Origin of the sequence: Streptomyces sp. NBC_01446, from assembly GCF_026340095.1 — a bacterium.
GTDB lineage: Bacteria > Actinomycetota > Actinomycetes > Streptomycetales > Streptomycetaceae > Streptomyces > Streptomyces aureus.
Map to the genome: position 1 here is coordinate 5,627,366 of NZ_JAPEPO010000001.1, position 20,581 is coordinate 5,647,946.

The 20,581-nt window shown below is 70.1% G+C and carries 22 protein-coding genes and 1 tRNA gene; 7 read left to right on the forward strand and 16 right to left on the reverse strand.

Going from position 1 to position 20,581, the window contains the following annotated elements; genetic code table 11:
• Window positions 1-23: 23 nt before the first annotated feature.
• From OG456_RS25145 to OG456_RS25170, 6 genes are all read right to left on the reverse strand, one after another.
• A complete protein-coding gene (locus OG456_RS25145) occupies window positions 24-1,052 on the reverse strand; it encodes a sugar kinase (protein WP_266564651.1) in 1,029 nt (342 codons plus the stop codon).
• Window positions 1,049-1,669 carry a bifunctional 4-hydroxy-2-oxoglutarate aldolase/2-dehydro-3-deoxy-phosphogluconate aldolase gene (locus OG456_RS25150; protein WP_266564658.1) on the reverse strand — a complete coding sequence of 207 codons (621 nt, stop codon included), beginning with the start codon at window positions 1,667-1,669 and terminating at the stop codon, window positions 1,049-1,051. The genes OG456_RS25145 and OG456_RS25150 overlap by 4 nt, the downstream gene beginning before the upstream one ends.
• A 78-nt stretch (window positions 1,670-1,747) precedes the next feature.
• Window positions 1,748-2,893 (reverse strand): galactonate dehydratase, encoded by a 1,146-nt coding sequence (gene dgoD, locus OG456_RS25155; protein ID WP_266564660.1) that lies wholly within the window; start codon window positions 2,891-2,893, stop codon window positions 1,748-1,750.
• A 47-nt stretch (window positions 2,894-2,940) separates the two neighbouring features.
• A complete protein-coding gene (locus OG456_RS25160) occupies window positions 2,941-3,717 on the reverse strand; it encodes a FadR/GntR family transcriptional regulator (RefSeq protein ID WP_266564662.1) in 777 nt (258 codons plus the stop codon).
• A 25-nt stretch (window positions 3,718-3,742) separates the two neighbouring features.
• The gene (locus OG456_RS25165; protein ID WP_266564664.1) at window positions 3,743-4,393 is read right to left on the reverse strand and encodes a DUF4383 domain-containing protein; all 651 of its coding nucleotides are present in this window, start codon (window positions 4,391-4,393) and stop codon (window positions 3,743-3,745) included.
• A gap of 182 nt (window positions 4,394-4,575) precedes the next feature.
• Complete coding sequence (locus OG456_RS25170) at window positions 4,576-5,916, reverse strand: hypothetical protein (protein ID WP_266564666.1); 1,341 nt, start codon at window positions 5,914-5,916, stop codon at window positions 4,576-4,578.
• A 215-nt stretch (window positions 5,917-6,131) separates the two neighbouring features.
• On the opposite strand from OG456_RS25170, the gene OG456_RS25175 reads away from it, so the two are divergent.
• A tRNA-Val gene (locus tag OG456_RS25175) sits at window positions 6,132-6,206 on the forward strand.
• A 56-nt stretch (window positions 6,207-6,262) separates the two neighbouring features.
• Here OG456_RS25175 and OG456_RS25180 read toward each other — a convergent pair.
• A complete protein-coding gene (locus OG456_RS25180; protein ID WP_266564668.1) occupies window positions 6,263-6,793 on the reverse strand; it encodes a tyrosine-type recombinase/integrase in 531 nt (176 codons plus the stop codon).
• Between the two features lie 241 nt (window positions 6,794-7,034).
• Entirely contained in the window at window positions 7,035-8,168 is a 1,134-nt protein-coding gene (locus tag OG456_RS25185; RefSeq protein ID WP_266564670.1) for an IS630 family transposase, read from the reverse strand.
• Window positions 8,169-8,351: 183 nt separating this feature from the next.
• On the opposite strand from OG456_RS25185, the gene OG456_RS25190 reads away from it, so the two are divergent.
• The 3 genes from OG456_RS25190 (at window position 8,352) to OG456_RS25200 (ending at window position 10,234) form a co-directional block, all read left to right on the forward strand.
• Window positions 8,352-8,822: a helix-turn-helix domain-containing protein gene (locus OG456_RS25190; RefSeq protein WP_266563812.1), complete on the forward strand. Its 471-nt coding sequence runs from the start codon at window positions 8,352-8,354 to the stop codon at window positions 8,820-8,822.
• The gene (locus tag OG456_RS25195; RefSeq protein ID WP_266563810.1) at window positions 8,711-9,493 is read left to right on the forward strand and encodes an IS630 family transposase; all 783 of its coding nucleotides are present in this window, start codon (window positions 8,711-8,713) and stop codon (window positions 9,491-9,493) included. The genes OG456_RS25190 and OG456_RS25195 overlap by 112 nt, the downstream gene beginning before the upstream one ends.
• Window positions 9,494-9,958: 465 nt before the next feature.
• Window positions 9,959-10,234: a ribosomal protein L7/L12 gene (locus OG456_RS25200; RefSeq protein ID WP_266564672.1), complete on the forward strand. Its 276-nt coding sequence runs from the start codon at window positions 9,959-9,961 to the stop codon at window positions 10,232-10,234.
• Between the two features lie 747 nt (window positions 10,235-10,981).
• Here OG456_RS25200 and OG456_RS25205 read toward each other — a convergent pair.
• Together OG456_RS25205 and OG456_RS25210 are read right to left on the reverse strand one after the other, a co-directional pair.
• Window positions 10,982-11,311 (reverse strand): SCO4225 family membrane protein, encoded by a 330-nt coding sequence (locus OG456_RS25205; protein ID WP_266564674.1) that lies wholly within the window; start codon window positions 11,309-11,311, stop codon window positions 10,982-10,984.
• A 214-nt stretch (window positions 11,312-11,525) separates the two neighbouring features.
• A complete protein-coding gene (locus OG456_RS25210) occupies window positions 11,526-12,173 on the reverse strand; it encodes a PASTA domain-containing protein (protein ID WP_266564676.1) in 648 nt (215 codons plus the stop codon).
• A 217-nt stretch (window positions 12,174-12,390) separates the two neighbouring features.
• On the opposite strand from OG456_RS25210, the gene OG456_RS25215 reads away from it, so the two are divergent.
• On the forward strand, window positions 12,391-12,555 hold the full coding sequence (locus OG456_RS25215; RefSeq protein WP_165914432.1) for a hypothetical protein: 165 nt from the start codon (window positions 12,391-12,393) through the stop codon (window positions 12,553-12,555).
• A gap of 83 nt (window positions 12,556-12,638) precedes the next feature.
• Here OG456_RS25215 and OG456_RS25220 read toward each other — a convergent pair whose 3' ends face one another.
• Window positions 12,639-12,983, reverse strand: a complete 345-nt coding sequence (locus OG456_RS25220; protein ID WP_266564679.1) for a hypothetical protein — start codon at window positions 12,981-12,983, stop codon at window positions 12,639-12,641.
• A gap of 130 nt (window positions 12,984-13,113) precedes the next feature.
• On the opposite strand from OG456_RS25220, the gene OG456_RS25225 reads away from it, so the two are divergent.
• Complete coding sequence (locus tag OG456_RS25225) at window positions 13,114-13,356, forward strand: DUF2277 domain-containing protein (protein WP_266564681.1); 243 nt, start codon at window positions 13,114-13,116, stop codon at window positions 13,354-13,356.
• 34 nt (window positions 13,357-13,390) lie between these two features.
• On the opposite strand, the gene OG456_RS25230 is transcribed toward OG456_RS25225, so the two are convergent.
• From OG456_RS25230 to OG456_RS25250, 5 genes are all read right to left on the reverse strand, one after another.
• The gene (locus OG456_RS25230; protein ID WP_266564683.1) at window positions 13,391-14,014 is read right to left on the reverse strand and encodes a DedA family protein; all 624 of its coding nucleotides are present in this window, start codon (window positions 14,012-14,014) and stop codon (window positions 13,391-13,393) included.
• A gap of 422 nt (window positions 14,015-14,436) precedes the next feature.
• Window positions 14,437-14,904 carry a DoxX family protein gene (locus OG456_RS25235; RefSeq protein WP_266564684.1) on the reverse strand — a complete coding sequence of 156 codons (468 nt, stop codon included), beginning with the start codon at window positions 14,902-14,904 and terminating at the stop codon, window positions 14,437-14,439.
• A 58-nt stretch (window positions 14,905-14,962) separates the two neighbouring features.
• Window positions 14,963-16,873, reverse strand: coding sequence for an FAD/NAD(P)-binding protein (locus tag OG456_RS25240; RefSeq protein WP_266564686.1), 1,911 nt, complete (start codon window positions 16,871-16,873; stop codon window positions 14,963-14,965).
• Between the two features lie 173 nt (window positions 16,874-17,046).
• Window positions 17,047-18,723: an alkaline phosphatase D family protein gene (locus tag OG456_RS25245; RefSeq protein ID WP_266564688.1), complete on the reverse strand. Its 1,677-nt coding sequence runs from the start codon at window positions 18,721-18,723 to the stop codon at window positions 17,047-17,049.
• A gap of 96 nt (window positions 18,724-18,819) precedes the next feature.
• Window positions 18,820-19,467, reverse strand: a complete 648-nt coding sequence (locus tag OG456_RS25250; RefSeq protein WP_266564690.1) for an HNH endonuclease family protein — start codon at window positions 19,465-19,467, stop codon at window positions 18,820-18,822.
• A gap of 472 nt (window positions 19,468-19,939) precedes the next feature.
• On the opposite strand from OG456_RS25250, the gene OG456_RS25255 reads away from it, so the two are divergent.
• Entirely contained in the window at window positions 19,940-20,518 is a 579-nt protein-coding gene (locus OG456_RS25255) for a TMEM165/GDT1 family protein (RefSeq protein WP_266564692.1), read from the forward strand.
• The last annotated feature ends 63 nt before the right edge of the window (window positions 20,519-20,581 follow it).

Here is a 20,581-nt window from a genome sequence, read left to right on the forward strand (position 1 = left end):
TTAGCGGCCGCGCCCGGCGGACGTCAGCGCACGACGGTCCCCTGGCCCGCCCCGAGCAGCCCGAGTTCCGCCCGCGTGGGGGCGCCCTCCCAGTCGCCCGGCTGCGCGACCGCGAAGGCGCCCGTCGTCACGGCGCGGTCGAGGCGCGCGGCGATGTCCTCGCCGTCGAGGAGCGCGGAGAGATAGCCGGCGACGAAGGCGTCACCGGCCCCGACGGCGTCCACCGCGCGCACAGGCCGGGCCGGGACACGTAGCTCACCGTCGGCCGAGTGGGCGACCGCCCCGTCGGCGCCGAGCTTGACGACGACCTCGCGCACCCCGAGATCGAGCAGGGCCTTGACCGCGTCCGGCCCGGGCGGCGCGCACAGCGGCAGCTCGTCGTCGGAGGCGATGAGGACGTCCACGTAAGGGATCCAGTCGCGCAGTTCGGCGGCGGCCTCCTCCGAACTCCACAGCTGAGAGCGATAGTTGGCGTCCAGGCTGACCGGAACACCGTGTTCGCGAGCGAGCCGCAGGGCGCGTCGGCACGCGTCGCGCGCGGAGGTGCCGAGCGCGGGCGTGATCCCCGTCAGATGCAGGACGCGGGGCGGCGGACCGGCCGCGAAGGCCCGCTCGACGCGGTCGACGTCGAGCCGCGAACCCGCCGAGCCCGCACGGTAGTACTGGACCCGCGTCACCTCGGGCAGCCGCGGCTCGAACAGGATCAGGCCCGTGGGGGCGCCGGTGTCACGGGTGACGCACGACGTGTCGACGCCCTCGGCGCGCAACGTGCGCAGGACCAGTTCGCCCGCCTCGTCGGCGCCGACCGCGCCCGCCCAGCGGACGCTGTGGCCGAGCCGGGTCAGCCCGATGGCGACGTTCGACTCGGCGCCCGCGACGGACAGGTCCATCGAGCCGCCCAGCTTGAACGGCCCGTGGCCGCGCAGCGCGACCATGGTCTCGCCGAAGGTGAGCACGTCTACGGGGGAGGCGGCGGGGGACGTGAGGGGGGAGGCGACGGGGGAGACGGCCGGGAAGGGGCTCGACCCCGAAGTCGGTCCCGGCGCCGTCATCCGCACACCGCTTTGAACTCGGCCGCCCGCATGCGCAGGTGACCCAGGTCCCCACCGTCCGCCGCGTCGCCGATGAGCGGCGAGCCGACCCCGACCGCGATGGCACCGATCTCCAGATAGGCGGTCGCCGCCGTCGCGTCGACCCCGCCCACCGGTACGAACGGCGTTCGGGGGAAGGGCCCCCGCAGCGCTTTCAGATACGACGGGCCGCCCATCGCCGACGCCGGGAAGATCTTCAGGGCCGTCGTCCCGGCCGCCTCGGCCGCGATGACGTCGGTCGGGGTGAGCACCCCGGCGAGCACGGGCAGGCCCTGCCGCAGGGACTCGTCGACCCCGGGGCCGAGCCCTGGCGTCACGATGAGGTTCGCCCCGGCCGCGGCCGCTTCGCGGGCGTCCTCGGCGGTCAGGACCGTGCCCGCGCCCAGCCAGACGTCGTCGCCGAGCTCGTCCCGCGCCCTGCGGATCACCGTGAGGGCGTCACGGCCGCTGAGCGAGACCTCCACCAGCGGGATTCCGGCCTCGGCCAGGGCCATGACCGTACGGAACGACGCGTCGGGATCGCTTCCCCGGACGATCGCCACGAGGCGCTCGGTGCGCAGTGCGGTAGTGAAGTCCATGGTGCTCGTCCTCGGTTCCTCAAGGGGCGTTTCGGGGCATTTAGGGGCGTTCTATAAAGCTTAGACACTCGGCTCGGGTCACCACTCGGCGAACGAGCCGTCCTCGTACCGCCACACGGGGTTGCGCCAGGCGTGACCCTTGGCGTCGGCGGCGCGTACGGCCGCCTCGTCGACGTCCACCCCGAGGCCGGGCCGCTCGGTGCGCAGCAGCGAGCCCCCGACGAAGCGGAACGGCTCGCGGTCGGCGACGTAGTCGAGGAGTTCGGCGTCCTTGTTGTAGTGGATGCCGATCGACTGCTCCTGAATCAGGAAGTTCGGTGTGGTGAAGGCGACTTGGAGGCTCGCGGCGAGGGCCACGGGGCCGAGCGGGCAGTGCGGCGCGATGTGGGCCCCGTACATCTCGGCGAGCGCGGCGATGCGGCGCAGTTCGGAGATGCCGCCCGCGTGCGAGATGTCGGGCTGCACCACGGCGACTCCGGCCTGGAGCGGGGCGAGGAACTCCCGTCGGGTGAAGAGCCGTTCGCCGAGCGCGATCGGGATGTTGGAGGCGTTCACCAGGTCGGGGACGGCGTGCATGTGTTCGGAGAGGACGGGCTCCTCGACGAACAGGGGCGCGTACTCGGCGAGCAGCGGGAGCAGCCGGCGGGCGTTCGCGGGGGAGACGCGGCCGTGGAAGTCGAGCGCGAAGTCCCTTTCGTCGCCGAGGACTTCACGTGCCGTCTCCGCGCGCAACAGGCACGCGCGGACCTCCTCGCGCGTGGCGAGCGGCGTCATGCGCCCGCTGGCGTTCATCTTCACCGCCGTGAACCCTGCCTCGACCTGGGCGCTCACCGCGTCCCTGACCTCGCTCGGCTCGTCACCGCCCACCCAGGCGTAGGTGCGGATCCGCTCGCGCACCGGCCCGCCGAGCAATTGGTGCACCGGCTGCCCGTACGTCTTGCCCTTGATGTCCCACAGCGCCTGGTCGAGCCCGGCGACGGCGGACGACAGGACCGGCCCGCCGCGGTAGAAGCCGCCCTTGGTCATGACCTGCCAGTGGTCCTCGATGCGCAGCGGGTCCTGGCCGACCAGATGTTCGGCGAGCACCTCGACGGCGGCCCGCACCGGCTCCGCGCGCCCCTCGACGACTGGCTCACCCCAGCCCACGACCCCTTCGTCGGTCTCCACGCGGACGAACATCCAGCGGGGCGGGGCGAGGAAGGTCTCGATGCGGGCGATCTTCACGTACGGGTTCCTCTCGGGGCGGTACGGAGGTGGGGGCGGGGCCGGTGTCAGGGATGTCCGCGCCGGGACAGTTCGATCACGTCGAGCATCGCGGCGAAAGCGCCGTCCTGGTCCCGTGCGCGCACGCGTTCGGCGACCCGGGCGTGGGCGGGCAGCGGGTGCTCGTGCCGTCCGGCGTGCACGAGCCGGTCCCGTACGACCAGGGCCGGGATGATGACGCGCCGCATCTGCGCGAAGAAGGGGTTGCCGGAGGCGGTGAGGAGCGCCGTGTGGAAGGAGGCGTCGGCGCGCACGGCGAGAACGGGGTCGCCTTCGGTCATGACGGTGTCGGTCATGACGGGCGTCTGCTCGGCGGCGGCCATCGCGCTCAGTGCGGCGTCGAGGGCGGCGAGATCCGCGTCCGTGCGGTGCAGCGCGGCGAGCGCGGCCGCGGCGGGCTCGACGGCGCGGCGGAGCTCGAGGAGGTCGGTGAAGAAGGCGCCGGGCGCGCCGGAGTCGATCGTCCAGCGCAGTACGTCGCTGTCGAGGAGGTTCCAGTCGTCGCGCGGGCGTACGAAGGTCCCCCGCTTCTGCCGGGCGTCCAGCAGGCCTTTGGTGGTCAGCACCTTGATCGCCTCGCGCAGCACGGTCTGGCTGACGTCCAACTCGGCCATGAGCCCAGGCAGATCGAGGAGATCCCCCTCCGCGTACGTCCCGTCGAAGATCCGCCGAGCGAGCGACTCCACGGCGATCCGGTGGACGCCGCGTCCGGTGTACGAGACCCCCGGCGCGCCGTCCCGGCTCGGGCTGTCCGTGCGTGGGCTGCCCCTGTCCTTGCGCGTCATGGGGGCAGCCTCGCACGTGAGCGGGTTATTTATCAATTATTCTCGGCGGTCCAGGGCCGTCAGGGATTTTGGTGGTCTCAGTGGCGCCGCCGATCCGGGCTGCGGCGGCCTCGGGGGTGGGATGCGGCCGTTGGGCGGCGCGTGCGCGGTCCTCGCGTGCGGCGGCTTCCGGGTGACGGGCACGCCAGTACGGGTTGTCGTGCGGCAGCGTTCCGCTGACGCGCCCGTACATCCCGAAGGACATGAGCATCACGCCGACCACGAAGCTGAACAGCACGTTCTGGATCTGGAACGCGAGGAAGTTGAAGTCGGTCTGGAGAAGGGCGAGGTTCACGAAGCCGCTGAGGATGAACAGGATGCCGAAGGTCATGTTGATCGTCGAGGCGACGTTCCGTCCGATGACCATGCCCGCGAAAAGGATCAGACCGACGCAGATCGACAGGACGCTTAGGGCACCGTTGGTGTTCAGGCCGGCGACCTTGTCGCCGCCGGTGTCGAAGAATCCGATGTGATCGATGAGCCCCAGAATGCCGAAGGCGACCAGCAGGAGCCCCATCAGGCCCGCGCCCATCCGGTAGACCTTGCTGAGCCCGTGGTCGACGGGCAGATGATCGTCGAGGACGACGCGCTGGTGCCGGAACCGGGCTGGGCGGACTTCGGACGCATGCGTGGCCATGATCGACTCCCTGCACATACCTACCTCAAGGGTCCGCCCGTAGCCCCGAGGGCGGCAACAGGGACGGCTCGGGGGCCAGGTAGGGGCGGGCACCTCAGGAGTAGGCTCAGCTCGGGCGATTCGGGAGGGCGCGGTTCAAAAGAGGGTGCGGCTCAGGAGGGCGCGGTTCAAGAGGGCGCGGCTCAGGAGTGGGCCCCCCGCTCCTCCCTGATCTGGGCGACGACTCGGGCGACCGTCTGCCGGACGGCCTCCGTCTCCGTGAGGAAGTGCCAGTAATCGGGGTGGCGCCCTTCGAGGGCGGCGACGGCGCGGTCGAGGCGGCCCACGGAGTCGTCGAGGGGGCGGGCGTGCCGCGGCTCGGGCGTGCTGCGCCCCGACATGGCGAGCCGCTGCGCGTCCCGGATGGCGAACCGGGTCCGGTCGATCTCCTGCTGCGGGTCCTTCGCCACGGCGTTCAGCCGCTGCAGCCGGTCGGACGCGGCGGACACGTCCTCGTCCGTCGTGTTCAGCAGGGCCCGGACCGTCGAAAGGCGCGACGTCGCGTCCGGCCAGCGCTGCTCGTCCCGCGCCGCCCGCGCCTCGCCGAGCTTCAGCTCCGCCTGCCGTACGTTCTCCGCAGCGCGCTCCGGCACATGCTGGAGGTCCTGCCAGCAGGGGGCCGTGAACCGTCTGCGCAGCTCGCTCAGGATGGGCTCGACCTGCCCGGCCCGCGTGGTCAGGGCCTGCGCGCGCGTCCGCAGCGACACGAGGCGGCGGTCGATCTCGGAGGCGCGCTCCGGCAGCCGCTGGGCCTCGGCCCGCACGGCCTCGGCATCCCGGGCGACCCGCTCGGCGCGCTCCAGGGTCTCCGGCACGCCATGCTGGCCCGCGCCCTGGTTGAGCCGGGTGAGCTCGGGCCCGAGGGCCGCGAGACGGGCGGCGAGATCGTCGGCCTTGAGCCCGGCGCCGCGCACGGCGTCCAGGGAGTTGCTCGCCGCGAGGAGCGCCTGCCGCGCCCGCTCGACGGCGGGCGCCAGCCGCGCCAGCTGCGTCTCGGCCTTCCCGAGCAACGGCCCGAGGCCCTGCGAGAACCGGTCGAGGTCGAGCTTCACCTTGGTCAGCTCGTCCTTGGCCCGGCTCAGCTCGGCGCGCGCCCGCGAAGCGACCGACGCCTCCAGGTCGTCCCGGTCGAGGTCGTGCGCGTCCACGGCGGTGATGTACTGCAGGCTGGCCTCGTCGATCCGCCGGCCGAGAGCCTCGAAGTCGGAAACGGTGCGGCGCGCGGCGGGCGAGTCGTCGACGGCCGTGATGGTCTCGATGGAGATCCGCAGATCGCGCTGGGCTGTGTCGAGTTCGTAGAACGCGGCCGCGGCGGCGTCCTTGGCGGCCTGCGCCTCCGCCCGCTGGCCCTCCCCACGCCCGAACCAGCGCCGGGTACCGCCCCCGGCGAACGCGGCCGGCGCCGCAGCGACGGCTACGGCGATGAGCGGCAGCGGAAGCAGGACGAGCCCGAGCAGATCGCGAAGCGCGGCGCGCGGTCGCATGGACGACGCATACGGCCGCATCGGTGGTGTCGCCGTCACTACCCTCTCCCGTGCTGCCCTCGCCCGTGCACTCATCCGCCCTGCCCGCTGTCATTCTCCCACCGGTTAATGACGAACACACGGGCCGGATAGTTCGCTCCGGGCCCGGGGACTTTGCCGGACGATACGGGTTTGCGGGGTACCACCACGGGCAAGGTAGGCTGTCGAATCATCCCGGGCGCGTAGCTCAGCGGTAGAGCGCTGCCCTTACAAGGCAGATGTCGGCGGTTCGAAACCGTCCGCGCCCACCAGTCTCGGGACATGAGTAAGGCCCAGGTCAACCGGTGCGAATCCGGGGACCTGGGCCTTAGTCGTTCTCGGCCGCTCTTCGGCGCCGTGCCACTGACGTGCCAGATGGGCTGTGCGGCGGCCGCTTCACCTTCCTGATCTGGCCGTCCACGTAGTCGGCGATCGCGTGGTCACGACCGTTGACGAGGTGCTGATAGATCAGCGCTGCCCGTACGGACGAGTGCCCCATGCGGTGCATCAACTCGCGCGTGGAGGCGCCGCCCGTCGCGGCGAGGGTGTTGCCGGTATGCCGGAGGTCGTGAAAGTGGACGTCGTCCAGGCCGGTCGCGGCGAGCGCGCGGAGCCAGATCCGCCGGAAGTCGTTCCGGCGCAGGACACCACCGCGGGCTCCGACGAAGACGAGCCCGGTTCGGCCGGCATCGGCGTACTCGGCCAGGTGGTTCGCCAACTCCTCGGCGAGGGAGGCCGGAAAGGCGACGGTACGGACACCGGCCGCGCTCTTTGGAGCCTTGACGGTGAGGCCGTCGGTGGGCGTCTTGGCGCAGGCGCGGCGGACGAGACGGTACGGGCCTCCCCAGGTCGATGTCACGGTGCTGCAGGGCCGCCAGCTCGCCGAAGCGGAGCGCGCAGAACGCCGCGAGGAGGATCAGCGCCCGGCAGTGGGGCGGAACAGCGTCGACCAGGCGGTACACCTCCGGAACGGAACGCTGAGGCCGGGGTCTTCGCGTATGTGCAGGCGTGTGCCGCCCGGAGCGACCGTATGTCGAGGTCTCTGGACGAGGCGTGGACGGGATCTTGAAGCGTTGCCGACCAGGACACCTAGTGCCGCATCAGGCAACGTTTGCCCTGTCGACGACGGCTTGGAGGTGCTGGTCGTCGGCATGGCGGTTTCGCCAGATGATGTAGCGGCGGATCATGCTGCCCTGTTCCTTGTGGTCGGCGTGGTCCGTGCCGTCCAGGGTGAAGTAGCGCAGGGCCGTGAACTGGGCCTCGATGCGGTTGAGCCAGGAGCTGTTGGTCGGTGTGTAGGCGATCTCGACGTTGTTCGCGGCAGCCCAGATGCCGACCCGTTGACACCTTTTCGTCGTCAGGTGCGGGGAGAAGTTGTCGGCCACGATCGCGATCCTGACGTCGGCCGGGTAGAGGCTGCGCAGGTAGCGGCAGAACTCCAGGAACTGGGTGCGCCGCTTGACCGGTTTGATGTGGCCGTAAAGCTTGTCCTTGGACAGATCCAGAGCGGCGAACAGGTGCCGCACCCCGCCGTAACGGTTGTAGGTCGCTCGCCGCCGTCGGCGCGGTTCGCGATCTGGGTCCTTGTGCTTGCCGCCGCGCTCGGCCCACTGCCGGCCCGGGTGGGGCATCAGGTTGAGCGGCCCGAACTCGTCCATGCAGAAGATGACTTCGGGTTCGCCGTCCTCGGGTATGACCTCGCCGTCGGCGATCGCGTACAGGTGCTCGACCCGCGCTTTCTTGGCCGCGTAGTCCGGATCGCGAGAGGTCTTCCAGCTCTTCAGGCGTTGAAAGGAGACTCCCTCCTCGCGGAGCAGGATGCGCAGGCCCTCGTGGCTGATGTCGTCGACCACCCCCTCGGCGACCAGGAAGTCCGCCAGCTTGGACAGGCTCCAGGTCGAGAACGGCAGGTCATGCTCGGTGGGCTTGGACTTCGCGATCTTCTTGATCTCACGGCGCTCCGGCAGCGTGAACGTCTTCGGCCGGCCACCGGAGTACTTCGGATACAGAGAGTCGAAGCCGTCGGCGTTGAAGTTGTGGATCACGTCCCGGACCCGGTCGTCGCTGGTGAACGACACCTCGGCGATTCTGGCCACCGGCATGCCCTGCGCGGAGAGCAGCACCATCTGGGCCCGCCGCCAGGTCACCACCGACCCGGTGCCTCTGCGGACAATCCGCAGCAGCCGTCGCCCCTCATCGTCATCGATCTCTCGGACACGCACTCGTTCCGCCATCCGGACAGAATGACGCCCACGCGCCGTCGACCACAGCACCCGGACGGCGCGTCACATCACAACAGGGCAAACGTTGCCTGAGGCGGCACTAGTAGCGTGTCGTTGCTTAGTTCTGGGTTGTTTGGTTGGGATGGTGGGGTCCGGCAGATGTTGCTTCCCTTCTGCCGGACGGGAGTTGGGGTGATGGGTTCGCAGAAGAAGAGGCCGGTGGTGCTGACCGCGGCTGATCGTGAAGAGCTGGTTCGGGTAACCACGACGGGTATCCATCCAGCCTCGGTGATCAGAAGGGCGCGGGTGCTGCTCGCGCTCGACACCTCTGCAGGCGCGATCGGCTCGCAGGACGCGGTCGCGGCCCGGGCCGGAGTCTCGGGCGAGACACTGCGGCTGGTGGCCAAGCGGTTCGCCGAGACCGGTGGCGATGTTCACGCCACGATCGCCCGGAAGAAGCGCGAGCTGCCGCCGGTACCCTCGCCGGTGACCGGTGAGGTCGAAGCCCGGCTGATCGCGATGGCATGCTCACAGCCACCCCAGGGCTATACCCGGTGGTCCCTGCGGCTGCTGGAGAAGCATGTCGCGCTGGTCGAGGACATCCCGAACCTGGATCACTCCACCATCGGGCGGGTCTTAAAAAAACGAAACTGCGTCCTCATCTGAAGAAGTGCTGGACCATCCCACCGAAGGCAAACGCGCAGTTCGCGGCCCGGATGGAAGACGTACTGGCCATCTATGCCCGGCCCTATGACCCAGCACGTCCGGTCGTGTGCATGGACGAGAAGCCCTACCAGCTCCTCGACCATGCCCGCGCCCCGCTCCCGGCCCGCCCTGGCCACGACACCTGCCAGGACAGCGAGTACATCCGCTGCGGCACGTGCTCAATCTTCGTGTGGGTCGAACCCCTGCGCGGGTGGCGTCGAGTTCAGGCACTGTCCCAGCGGACCCGGATCGACTGGGCCGGCCAGATCAAACAGCTGCTGAGCGTGGATTACCCCGACGCCGAGGCCGTGGTGCTGGTGATGGACAACCTCAACACCCACACCATCGCCTCACTGTACGAGGCCTTCGAACCAGAAGAGGCCTTCGCGCTGGCCCAACGCCTCGAGATCCACCACACGCCCAAACACGGGTCATGGCTCAACATCGCCGAGATCGAACTCTCCGCGCTGACCCGCCAATGCCTCGACCGCCGGATCAACGACCTCGACATCCTCAACACCGAACTCACAGCCTGGCAGAACGCCACCAACACCGACCAACGCCAAGTGAACTGGCAGTTCACCACCCACGACGCACGCACCAAACTACGTCACCTTTATCCCAAAAATTAGCTACGACGGTCTACTAGCAGTGGTTGACCGGAGTCCTGCAGGTCGACCGCGGTTTCGACACTGCCGACGCCTTCGCCCCCCGGGTCGTATCGCCGGCACGGGCCGTGGTGCCGCCCTGAAGCACAACGCTTCCAACGGCATGCGGTCGACAGAGACGCGCAGCCTGGCCCGCAGTCTCGGCACCATGCATGTCGCCACGGCCGACAGACCTGGCACCCGGAGCCACATCGCGTATCCGGTCGGCAGGGGCATCTTGGTTCTATGCTCCGTGCTTGCTCATTGAACTTGGTTCTTCGGCTACTGAGGCGACGCACGCTCACCTCGCATGCCCGATCGGAGGGCACGCCACGGGGAGCCACGAGGAAGACCGGCGAGCCGCCTGTGATCACGCACGTCGGCGTCTTGCCAAGTCAGCCACCAGGCGCATACGCGATCTTCCTCGGAGTGGGCCTAGGATCGCGAACCATGGAAATACTGGGTGTTGGCGCCACTCTTGTCGTGCTGGTCTCCATAGGAGGCATCGAAAGCCGGATAAAGCGAACCGATCGCAGAATCAGCCGAGTTGAGCACAAGATCGATCTGATCCTCGATCACCTGGGCCTCTGCGAAGTCGACCCGGAACTGGAGCAGGTTGCCACACACCTGCGGAACGGGAAGAAGATCCAGGCAATCAAGGTCTACCGCGAGATCACGGGGGCTGGTCTGAAGGAGGCTAAGGACGCGGTCGATCGCATGGCCTAGCTAGAGCGAGCAGTCAAGAACAGCGGGGTTCCGCCGCACACCCCGGTTCTCTCTCGGAGGGGGAGGGAGAGAGGGCAGGACTGCACGCGCGGGGGCGTTGCAGTGTCCCACGTGTGCGGCTCCCACCAGAGTTGTCGCGAGTCGGGAGAGCATCGAAGCTCCGAGCCCAGCATGTATGGCGCATGGTCGCCGTTCTCGCTGGTGTCTGCTTCGGGCCGGGGCTGATCCAGCGTCGTCGTTTCACACTTCTGACCTCGGCATACAAGGAGCGCGGTGCGCGGTCCGGCCCTCTAGCGCACCCATGTCTTCATGTGGCCCCTGATCCGCGATCTGTCCATCAACGTCCGGAGCGGTGCATTCGTAAGCCTGGCCGGCCTGGCGCTGCGGCAACTGTGCCGACGGCGGAGCCGAGTTGGGACAGAGGTGATGCCAAGGACCGACACGAACGAGGCCGACTAGCAGCGGGGGGCGGAGCCGTGTCAAGGCCGTGCCATATAGGGCTGAGGCGACGCCCACGGTCCCTCACGGTCGAGCCGCCTCGCAAGGCACGCCTCGACGGGCCCCTTGCCGGCAACGCGCCCCCTCCATCCCCTGCCGACCGATCCCCCCGCCGGAAGCATCACCTTGTACTCGCGGGTGACGTCCTGCCCTTGCCCGCATGCATCGCAGCGCGCCGGGCAAAGAGCGCCACCAGCGGCAGACCGCGTGTGCGCCAGGAGCAACCTGCCGGGCAGGGAACGGAACAGTTCAGCCGTGGCTCGGACGGGTGAGCCCTCGGCGACGACCGCGCAGAGCCTCCAGGAGCGCTCCCAGGGCGAACGACTGGACCAGAGCGCTGATGACGACGCCGCTGACCAGGTACCAGATGGGCGCCTCCACACCCCAAACCGCCCCGACGACCCCTGCCGCCAGCAAGGAAGTAGGGGCGGTGAGAAGGAAGGGCCATATCCCGACGATTCCGGGATCCGCGAGCAGCGCGGCAGCCACCTCGAACACGACGGACGCGCCGACGAGCCCCAGATAGACAGCAGAAGCGGCATTGGCGAAGGTCAGACGCGACAGAGTACGAGCATTCATCGATTCCCCCGGAGGTGTGATGCTCCCCATGCTCCTGGCGGACCATGACTCCGGCGTGAGTATCCGTACTCAATTCGACTCGCCTCGGCGCCAGTAGATGCACCGTCAGGGAGGTAGATGACTCGTCCGTCCGTGGTACGAGGAACTCCCGTACGGACAAGGGCGGATGCTCCTACCGCCTGGACTGAGCGGACCCCGGCGGCCGGGGTCCGTGTCAGCAGGGCTCGTTGAACTTCACGGCGTTGAACTTCACCGGCCGGCCGTCGAGTTTGGTGCCCGGCGTCGGGTTCTGGGTGCAGATCCGCCAGTTGGACTCCATGAACACGATGCGGTTCTGTCCGGTCGCGTCGTTCACCGTGATGCTGTAGGCGCTGTCGAGGGCCTCGCGGGCCGCCTTCACCGACTTGCCCTTGAAGTCGGGCATCGTGGCCCCGGCCGCCTGCGGCGTGCCCGCGTCCTTCGACGGGCATTCCTCCTCCAGCTTGACCGTGGCGAAGTCGATTCTGGTGTCCGTGGCGTGCTTCCCGGCCGCCGGGGTCTGCGAGCACACCTTCCAGTTGCGGTCGAACGCCTGCATGCGGCCCCGGCCGAGGGCGTCGTGGGACGTGAGTCCGTAGAAACCCGCGGCCTGCGCCTGGTCCTGCGCGTACTGGAGGCCCTTGCCGGTCATGCTCGGCAGGTTTGCCGTCTCGGCGGCGGTGGCCTTGCTCGGAGTGGCCGGGGTGGCCGGGGTGGCCGGGGTGGGCGTTCCGGGCGTGGTCCGAGGTGCTGCCGGTTTGTCACTGACCGTTGTGGCTCCGCAGCCCGTGAGTGCGAGAAGTGCGGTGCCGGCGAGTGCGGCGACGGTCGTGCGCGTGCCCATGTCGTAGTCCCCCTGGGATGGTGCGTGTGCAGAAAGGGCATTATGCGTCATGTGAAGGGAACGTGAAGGAGTCTTCCGTTATATGGGCCCGGGGGAGGGTGGAATGTCCGTGTGGGGTGGGTGTGTTGTCGGCGGGCGGTGCGCCTGACGTCGTAACTTCCGTCACTCTGCGGGGGTTTCACGCGGCCTTCACGGGCGTGGACGTAGGCTTCACGTTATGGCCACGACTTCCGAACCCGCGACCGTGCGGCCTGCCGCCGAGGTGAACGAGCAGATACGTGCCCTTTGGCTGCGCGCCGGGGGGCGGTTGAGCGCGGAGGAACGGGTTGAGTACGAGGCGCTCGTGGTCGAATGGGCCGCCGCCATGCGTGAGGCCGCTTGACCGTCGCCCCGCTTGAGCGCTGCCCCGCTTGAGCGCTGCTCCGCTTGAGCGCTGCTCCGCCTGAGGGGGTCGGCCGGGTTCGGTTACTCCGGGGTGGGGATGTCCGTCTCGTGGGCCCGCTTGAGGCGCATGCGGGCGTCCACCGTCTCCGGGCCCGATACGTCCTTCCAGTAGCGGTGGCACGTCACGAAGACCGCCAGCTCGCGCTCCCGCTGGCGGAGCTTTTCGACTTCGGCCTGTTCGTCCGGGGTCCAGCCGGGGGATGCGGGGCGCTCGCGCTTGCGCCAGCCGTGGTCGTCGCTGAACCCGTCGAGAGGGTCCACCGACCAGGGAAGCCGCTTCAGGAGGGTCAGGAGCTCCGCCCTGACCTGGTGCAGCTCCTCCTGGCCCGCCAGGAGGTCACTCGGGAAGTCATAGGTCGCTGCCACGCGGCAATGCTACGCCTGTTCGATTTCTTGAGGCGAGCGATGAGGGCCGTGTTCATTCGTACGTGTGTTTCGAACGTACGTTCTTTCCGAAGGCGTGCGCGAGGGCGGGGATGCGCGCGAGACTGGAGGCATGTGCCGCAGCATCAAGACCCTTCGCCCGCCCGTCCTCCCCGAAGAGGCCACCGAGGAGGAGATCCGGGCCGCAGCCCTGCAGTACGTGCGCAAGGTGTCCGGCTTTCGGGCGCCCGCCGCGCACAACAAGGAGGTGTTCGACCGGGCCGTGGAGGTCGTCGCCCAGGCGACCGCCGAGCTGCTCGACGGGCTCGAAATCCGTGGCCAGGGGCGCCAGTTGGCCCCGGAGTCCGCAGCCTAGGGGCGGGCCGGGTCCCGGCCTGGGCCTGGATGGGTCAGCTCGCCCGTTCCGCCGGTCGCCGCATGAGGAACGCCGCCCCCGCCCCCGCCGCGAACAGCGCGAGCAGTGACACCCCCGTGGCCAGCCAGCTCGCGCCGAGCCACTGGCCGCCGAAGTAGCCGAGGGCCACGCTGTAGCCCGCCCAGGCCACGCCCGCGAGGGCGGACCACGGCAGGAACTCGCGGACCCGGCGATGAGCCGTGCCCGCCGCGAACGAGACGATCGAGCGGCCCGCCGGGGCGAAGCGGGCGATGACCACGAGGATGCCGCCGCTGGAGCGCGCCAGCGCCCCGCCGAGACGTTCCTGCGCGCTGGTCAGGCGGCGGGATCGGGCGATCGCACGGTCGAGGCGTTCGCCGCCGCGCCAGGCGATGCGGTACGCGACCAGGTCACCCAGTACCGACGCCGTGGCCGCCGAGAGGGTCAGCGCCAGGATGGACGGCACCTCGTGCGTCACCTGCCCGGCCGCCGCCCCCGTGCCGGCCGCCGTGGCGGTGGCCGCGGTGATGATCAGGACGCCGCTCGGCAGGACGGGCAGGAACACGTCGAGCAGTACCGAGAGGGCCACCACCGCGTAGATCCACGGACCGCCCGTCAGCGACCCCACACTCTCCAGCACCCGCGACTCCCCGTGATCCGTGTTCGTGAATTCCCCGGTCGGCGACTGACGCCGCGGTGTCGCGGGGAGCGGCAGGGGCGGCTGATGACAGCTGTACAGCGTACGCCTCGGTTGTGGCTGGAGGGCCACCAGGGGCTCAGGTGTTCTCCAGGTCACGTTCACCCGGGTGCCGCGTCGCACGGGCGGTACGCCCCGGTATCCCCGTGCGAACGACGGGACGGGAGAGCCGGCCCGGGGCGGCTGACGGGCGAAAGCTGGAGGAGCGGCCGATGGTGGCAGGAATCGTGGAGGGAGCCGTGGCGGCGGCCGTGCTCGCGCCAGGCAACGGGACGGCGGGCAGCGGGACGGCGGGCAGCGGGACCGAGGGCAGGGGGTACCGGCACGCGGCGCGCACCGGTACCCCCCATCAAGCAGTCACCCCATCAAGCCGCGGCGGGCTCCCGCTCCGCGGCGGACACCGAGGCGGCCGGGCGCTCCGCCTTGCTCTCGCCGCGGGCGGTGAAGAGCCGGTCGAGGCCGAGCGCGCCGGAGCCGGTGAAGACCAGGAGCAGCATGGCCCAGCAGAACATCGCGGACGGTTCGCCGCCGTTCTGGAGCGGCCACAGGGCCTCCGGCTGGTGGACCTTGAAGTACGCGTAGGCCATTGAGCCGGAGGCTATGAAGGCCGCGGCGCGGGTGCCGAGGCCGAGGGCGACGAGGGTGCCGCCGACGAGCTGGATGACGGCCGCGTACCAGCCGGGCCAGGTGCCGGCGGGGACGGTGCCGCCGCCCATCGCTCCGCCGAAGACGCCGAAGAGCGAGGCGGCGCCGTGGCAGGCGAAGAGCAGGCCCACGACGATGCGGAACAGGCCGAGGGCGTAAGGCTGGGCGTTGTTGAGACGTCCAGTCATGGGGGGACTCCTTGTGTCGGTTGGGGACGAACCGATGGAGGCCACAGGTTAGGGGACCCTAATCAACGCTTGCAAGTTCAACATTTGGCCGCGAGAGCTGCTCCGTGCCCGGTTCCGCACGCTCCCCGGAAGCCGTCCGCAGAGCCGCTCGCGCGACCGCGTCCGCGTCCGAAAGGGTCACCGAGTCGACCCCCGGCCGGGCCCCCGCCGCGGTCACCCAGTGCACCCCCTCCGTGGGCACGCCGACCGCGAACCGCCGTGCGTGCGGCCTGCCTTGACGGTCGATCAGGCGGTACGGGCGTGGTGTGACGTCCACCCCGCCCGTCGCGTAACCGTCGAGCGTGTGCGGCCGGACGTGGCCCGTCTTCAGGAGCCCGGCGAGCAGTTGGTCGCCGGTGCGCGCCACGTCCGTCTCCGGCAGTCGCGCCTCGACGAGTGTGGTGGCTCTCACGGATGACCCGGGAACATCGGGCGAGTGCGCGACGAACGCGCCGTCCTCGGCCCGCACGTCCAGGCGCGGCCCGACCACGGTCAGGAGGCCGGACTCGATGAGCGCGCTCATCTCCTCGATGCGCCGCCGGGGCGGGCCGATCGACAGGAAGGCGTTGAGCGGGGTGTACCAGCGGTCGAGGTGGTCGCGGCGCGACGCGCCGCCGATCCCGCCGTGGTCGACGGCCTGGCGCAGTTCGTTGCGCAGGTCGCGCAGCACGTCCAGGGCGGCCTTCACGGGACCGTCCGCGTTGCCGAGCGCGGCGTGCGCCGCGTCCTCGCGCAGATGGGCCAGGAGCCAGGTCCGCCACTCGTCGGGCGAGCCGAACGAGAGCTCCGCGTGCGGCCGGGAGACATGGTCCCAGGACCAGCGGAGAACCTCCGGAATCCCGAACTCGTACAGGACGTCGGCCTCTTCGGAGCTCTGGTGCGGCGCGGCGAGGAAGCCTTCGCGGAAACCGGTGTCCCCCGCTCCCGCGCGTCGCAGCAGGGTCTCGTAATAGACGGTCTCCACCTCCTTCGCGACGAGTGGCCAGATCTCGCCCAGGAAGTCCGGCGCGTCCCCGGAGTCCGCGCGCTCGCGGAAGCGGGCGATGACCTCGGGGGTGAGGACGGCGGGTTCGTGGCGCCCGTACGGGCCCTTGGCGTTGTCGCCGCGCGCCTGGTACGGGATGCCGCGGCGCGAACCGGCGTACAGGCGCGGCTCGCGGCCCGAGGGCTTGTACCGCAACTCCCCCGACGATGTGCGGCGGTAACGTCCGCCGCGGCCCTCGGTGAGCAGCGCCATGTGGTCGAAGAAGTTGAGGCCGAGGCCCCTCAGCAGGACGGGTTCGCCCGGGGAGAGGGGGGAGAGGTCCAGGTCGGCCGGGTTCGCGGGCTGGATGTGGCGCAGGCCGTGCTGCCGCGCGTACTCGGTGAGACGCGTCTGGGCGGGGCTCGCGGCGGTGGGCAGATGGCCCTGGGCGAGGACGACGGCGGACAGGCCGGTCAGTTCACGCCCGTTGTCGAGTACGAGGGTCTGGCGGCCGTCGTCCGCGTCGTCGAGACGCACGGCTCGCGCGCGATGGACCTCGACGCGTACGGCGTCGGGTGCGCAGCCCACGGTTTCGGCGAACACCCACTCCAGGTACCGGCCGTAGAGGGCGCGGGTCGGGTAGTCGTCGGGGCCGAGGGCGAGGCCCTGGCGCTGGGCCCACTCGTGCAGGCTCGGCCCCCGGCGTATCGGGCCCGAGCAGTCCACGCTGTCGTCGGTGAACAACGTGACCTGTGAGGCGACGGTGTTCATCAGGAGTTCGGGCGCCTGCGAGGTCCGCCAGACGCTGCCGGCTCCCGGCGGCGCCGGATCGACGACGTGGACGGTGAGGCGGGCGCCGGGCGGCAGGAGCTCGCCGGCGGAGGCACAGAGTCGTTCGAGGACGCTGGTCCCGCGCGGGCCCGCGCCGACTATCGCTGCGGCCGGCGCCGAGCACACTGCGGACAAAGAGGGACTCCAGGGGCATGTGGGGCTGCTGGAAGCGGAACGTCCGCTCATCATGCCGGGTCGCCCTGTCAAGGGAAGAGCGGAGTCCGGGTGTACGCCGTATCTTCACCGGGCGGCCCCGTGGGCGACAGCCCTGGTCACGCACGGTCATTCACGTCATTCACTCAGTACGGTCATTCACTCAGCACGGCGTCCGCCGCCTCCTGCAGTCCGGCCTGTCCGCCCGGCGCCGCCTGCGCCTGCTGGAGGCGGAGGCGTGCCGTGCGCCCGCGCAGGGTCAGTGTCATCAGCTGGTTGCCGAACCAGGGCCCGCCCGTCTTGCGCCAGGAGACCGGGGGAGCGGCGAGGCGGCCGTGTCGGGCGAAGCGCCGTCCGAGAGAGCGGCCGAAGCGGCTCCAGCCGAAGCGGAATCCGACCTTTATCGTGCCGGGGATCGAGTTGTGCACCGGTGAGCAGGTCAGCTGGAGGACGCGCGCGGCCGGGGCCGCCGCGCCGTCGGGCCAGGAGGGTTCGGCTACGTACGCGTGGTGGACGTCGCCGGAGAGTACGCACACCGTCGCCGGTGCGCCCTCGCCGCCGCCCGCCTCGGCGATCAGCGCCGTCAGCGCGTCGAACGACGCGGGGAACGCGGCCCAGTGCTCCAAGTCGGCCCGCCTGCGCAGCTTTTCGCCGAACCGGGCCCAGCGCGCACCGCGCTCACCCCGGCACAGCGCGGCGTTCCACCTCTCGGCGTCGTGCACGAGATGCGGCAGCAGCCAGGGCAGCGAGGTCCCGATCAGGAGGTGGTCGTACGCCCCTGAGGTGCCGTCCGACGGCGCCCCCGTCCCCTCCAGCGCCTGCTCCCGCAGCCACGCCGCCTCCGACGGGTCGAGCATCGACCGGTCCGTCTCGGCCAGGACGCGGGCGGCCCGCGTGTCGACCATGAGGAGCCGTACGCGGCCGAAGTCGCGCCGGTAGCTCCAGCGGACGGAGGTCGCGTCGGTGTCGGCGCGGGCGGCGAACTCCCTGAGTGTGTCCGTCCCGTCGGGGTCCGCGCGCACCGCCGCGTACACGGGGTCGGCGGCCAGTTCGGCGGGCGCCAGATTGCCCAGGTGCTGATGGACCCAGTACGACATGAGGCCGCCGAGAATCCGCTCGTTCCACCAGTCGGTGGCCCGTATCTCCGCGAGCCAGGAGGCGCTGGTGTTCCAGTCGTCTATGACGTCGTGGTCGTCGAAGATCATGCAGCTGGGGACCGTGGACAGCAGCCAGCGCACATCGGGGTCGAGCCAGGACTCGTAGTAGAGCCGGGTGTACTCCTCGTAGTCCGCGACCTGATTGCCCGGGGCGTCGCGCAGGTCGCGGCGGGCGGCGAGGTAGCGGCGGGTGGCCGGTGAGGTCTCGTCCGCGTAGACCTGGTCGCCGAGCAGGAGCAGGACGTCGGGGCGCTCGGCATCAGGTGCGGAGGCGAGCTCGGTGGCCAGCGTGTCCAGGGCGTCGGGGCCGACGGGATCGTGGCCGTCGGCGGGCGCCGCGGCCCACCGGCACGAGCCGAACGCGATACGGACGGGGCGGGCCGCGTCGTCGTACGCGGGCGTGCGGATCGTGCTCGGTGGAAAGGGCGAGTCGGCGAGCGGCCAGACCGGGGCGCCGTCGAGCAGCACCTCGTAGGCCGTCGCGCTGTCCGGTGTGAGGCCCGTCACCGGGACCAGCGCGTAGTGGTGGCCGCAGATCTGGAACGTGCGGGCACGGCCTGACGAGCCGTCCGCGCAGCGCACTTCGGCGGTGCACGGACGGCTCGCCTCGACCCAGACGGTCGCCGACGACTCGTCCACGTATCTCAGCAGCGGTCCAAGTCGCAGCCGTGCCACGTGATCAGCCTCCTCAGTCGCCCCGTAGGGTACGGAACGACGGAGGCCGGCGGGGAGGTTCCGGCAGGCCGGGATTCAGATCCGCGGCACGAGAGTTCAGCAGCCGCTGAGGTACGACGTCAGCGCGCTCTTCTCGGCGGAGTCCACCGTGAGGTTGTAGTAGTGCTTCACCTGCACCCACATGCGGACATAGGTGCACTTGTACGCGGCGCGCGACGGCATCCACTTGGCCGGGTCCTGGTCGCCCTTGGACTGGTTGACGTTGTCCGTGACGGCGATGAGCTGGGGCCGCGTCAGGTCGTTGGCGAAGCCCTGGCGCTGGGCGGTCGTCCAGGCGTTGGCGCCGGACTTCCAGGCCTCGGAGAGCGGGACGATGTGGTCGATGTCGACGTCGGCCGCCGCGCTCCAGGTCGCGCCGTCGTACTCCGAGTACCAACTGCCGGACGTGGCCGCGCAGCTGGAGTCCTGCGAGACGTTCGTGCCGTCGCGCTTGAGGACGACCTCGCGGGTGTTGCAGGCGCCGGACTGGGTGATCCAGTGCGGGAAGAGGTCGCGGCTGTAGCCGTCGGAGGAGCCCTCGGCCTTGACCGTGAGCTCGGAGAGGTACGTGCGGGCGGTGGCCCCGCTGACCGGGGTGGGGGGAGCGGCCTGCGCGGCCGGGCCGTTCAGCAGAGTGAGGGCGGAGACGACGGCGGTGACGGCGCCGAGTGCGGCGGCGCGTCGACGCGCGTAGAACATGCGCATGTGAACTCCCTTGAAGTGGGGGGAAGTTGGCCGAGCGGGCCCGGCCATGGTGGCGCCCCGGGGTTTCCGGGAGGTGTGCGCCGAGTGACAGGGTCGCGTCAACGACGCGTACACATCAAGGGGGCGGACGTGACTTCTGGTGGAGCGGGCGGGACTTCGGGTGCGGGCCGGTGGTACCGGGGTGGCGTCTCCGGGCGTGACGCGGGTCATGTCGATTCGCTCAGCCGTTCGCGTACGATGGGCGGCGCAGAAGGGGAGTAGCTCTTCGCCGGACCGTCGACATACTGCTCAGCTCGTTCTGAGCCGGCGCCCGGAGGCAGGACCCGTAGACCCGGTCCGGCCAGCGAGACCTTCGGCAAAGCAGTGATTCACCTGCGTGCACACCCGTGTCCGCACCTGAGCGCTGCCGTGCCGAGGTGTCGTACAGGACTTACGTAACTCTCGGCGGGGCAGCCCGACCGATTGAGGAATCTTGATCAGCATCAGCGTGATGGCGGTTGTCTTCGGCATCGTCTTCCTGGCCGAACTCCCCGACAAGACCGCGCTCGCCGGACTCGTCCTCGGGACCCGCTACCGCGCCTCGTACGTCTTCGCCGGTGTCGCCGCCGCCTTCGCCGTCCATGTCGCGCTCGCCGTCGCGGCGGGCAGCGTCCTGACCCTGCTGCCGCAGCAGCTCGTGCACGCCCTGACCGGTGTGCTGTTCCTCGGCGGCGCGGCCGTCCTCCTGATGAAGAAGGATGAGGAGGAGGAAGAGGTCCGCAAGCCCGGGGACCAGAGCTTCTGGAAGGTCTCCGGCGCGGGCTTCATGCTCATCCTGGTCGCGGAGTTCGGTGATCTGACGCAGATCATGACCGCGAACCTCGCCGCCCGCTACGACGACCCGCTCTCCGTCGGCCTCGGCGCCGTCCTCGCTCTGTGGGCCGTCGGGGGCCTCGGTATCGTCGGCGGCAAGGCCCTGATGAAGCGGGTGCCGCTGGCGCTCATCACGAAGGTCGCCGCGATCCTGATGCTCGGCATGGGCGTCTGGAGCCTCTATGAAGCGGTGGCGTAAGCCGTGGATTCGGCCCTGACCAGGGCCGCTGGCGTAGTCGCCATCCTGTTTTGTACAGTTGAG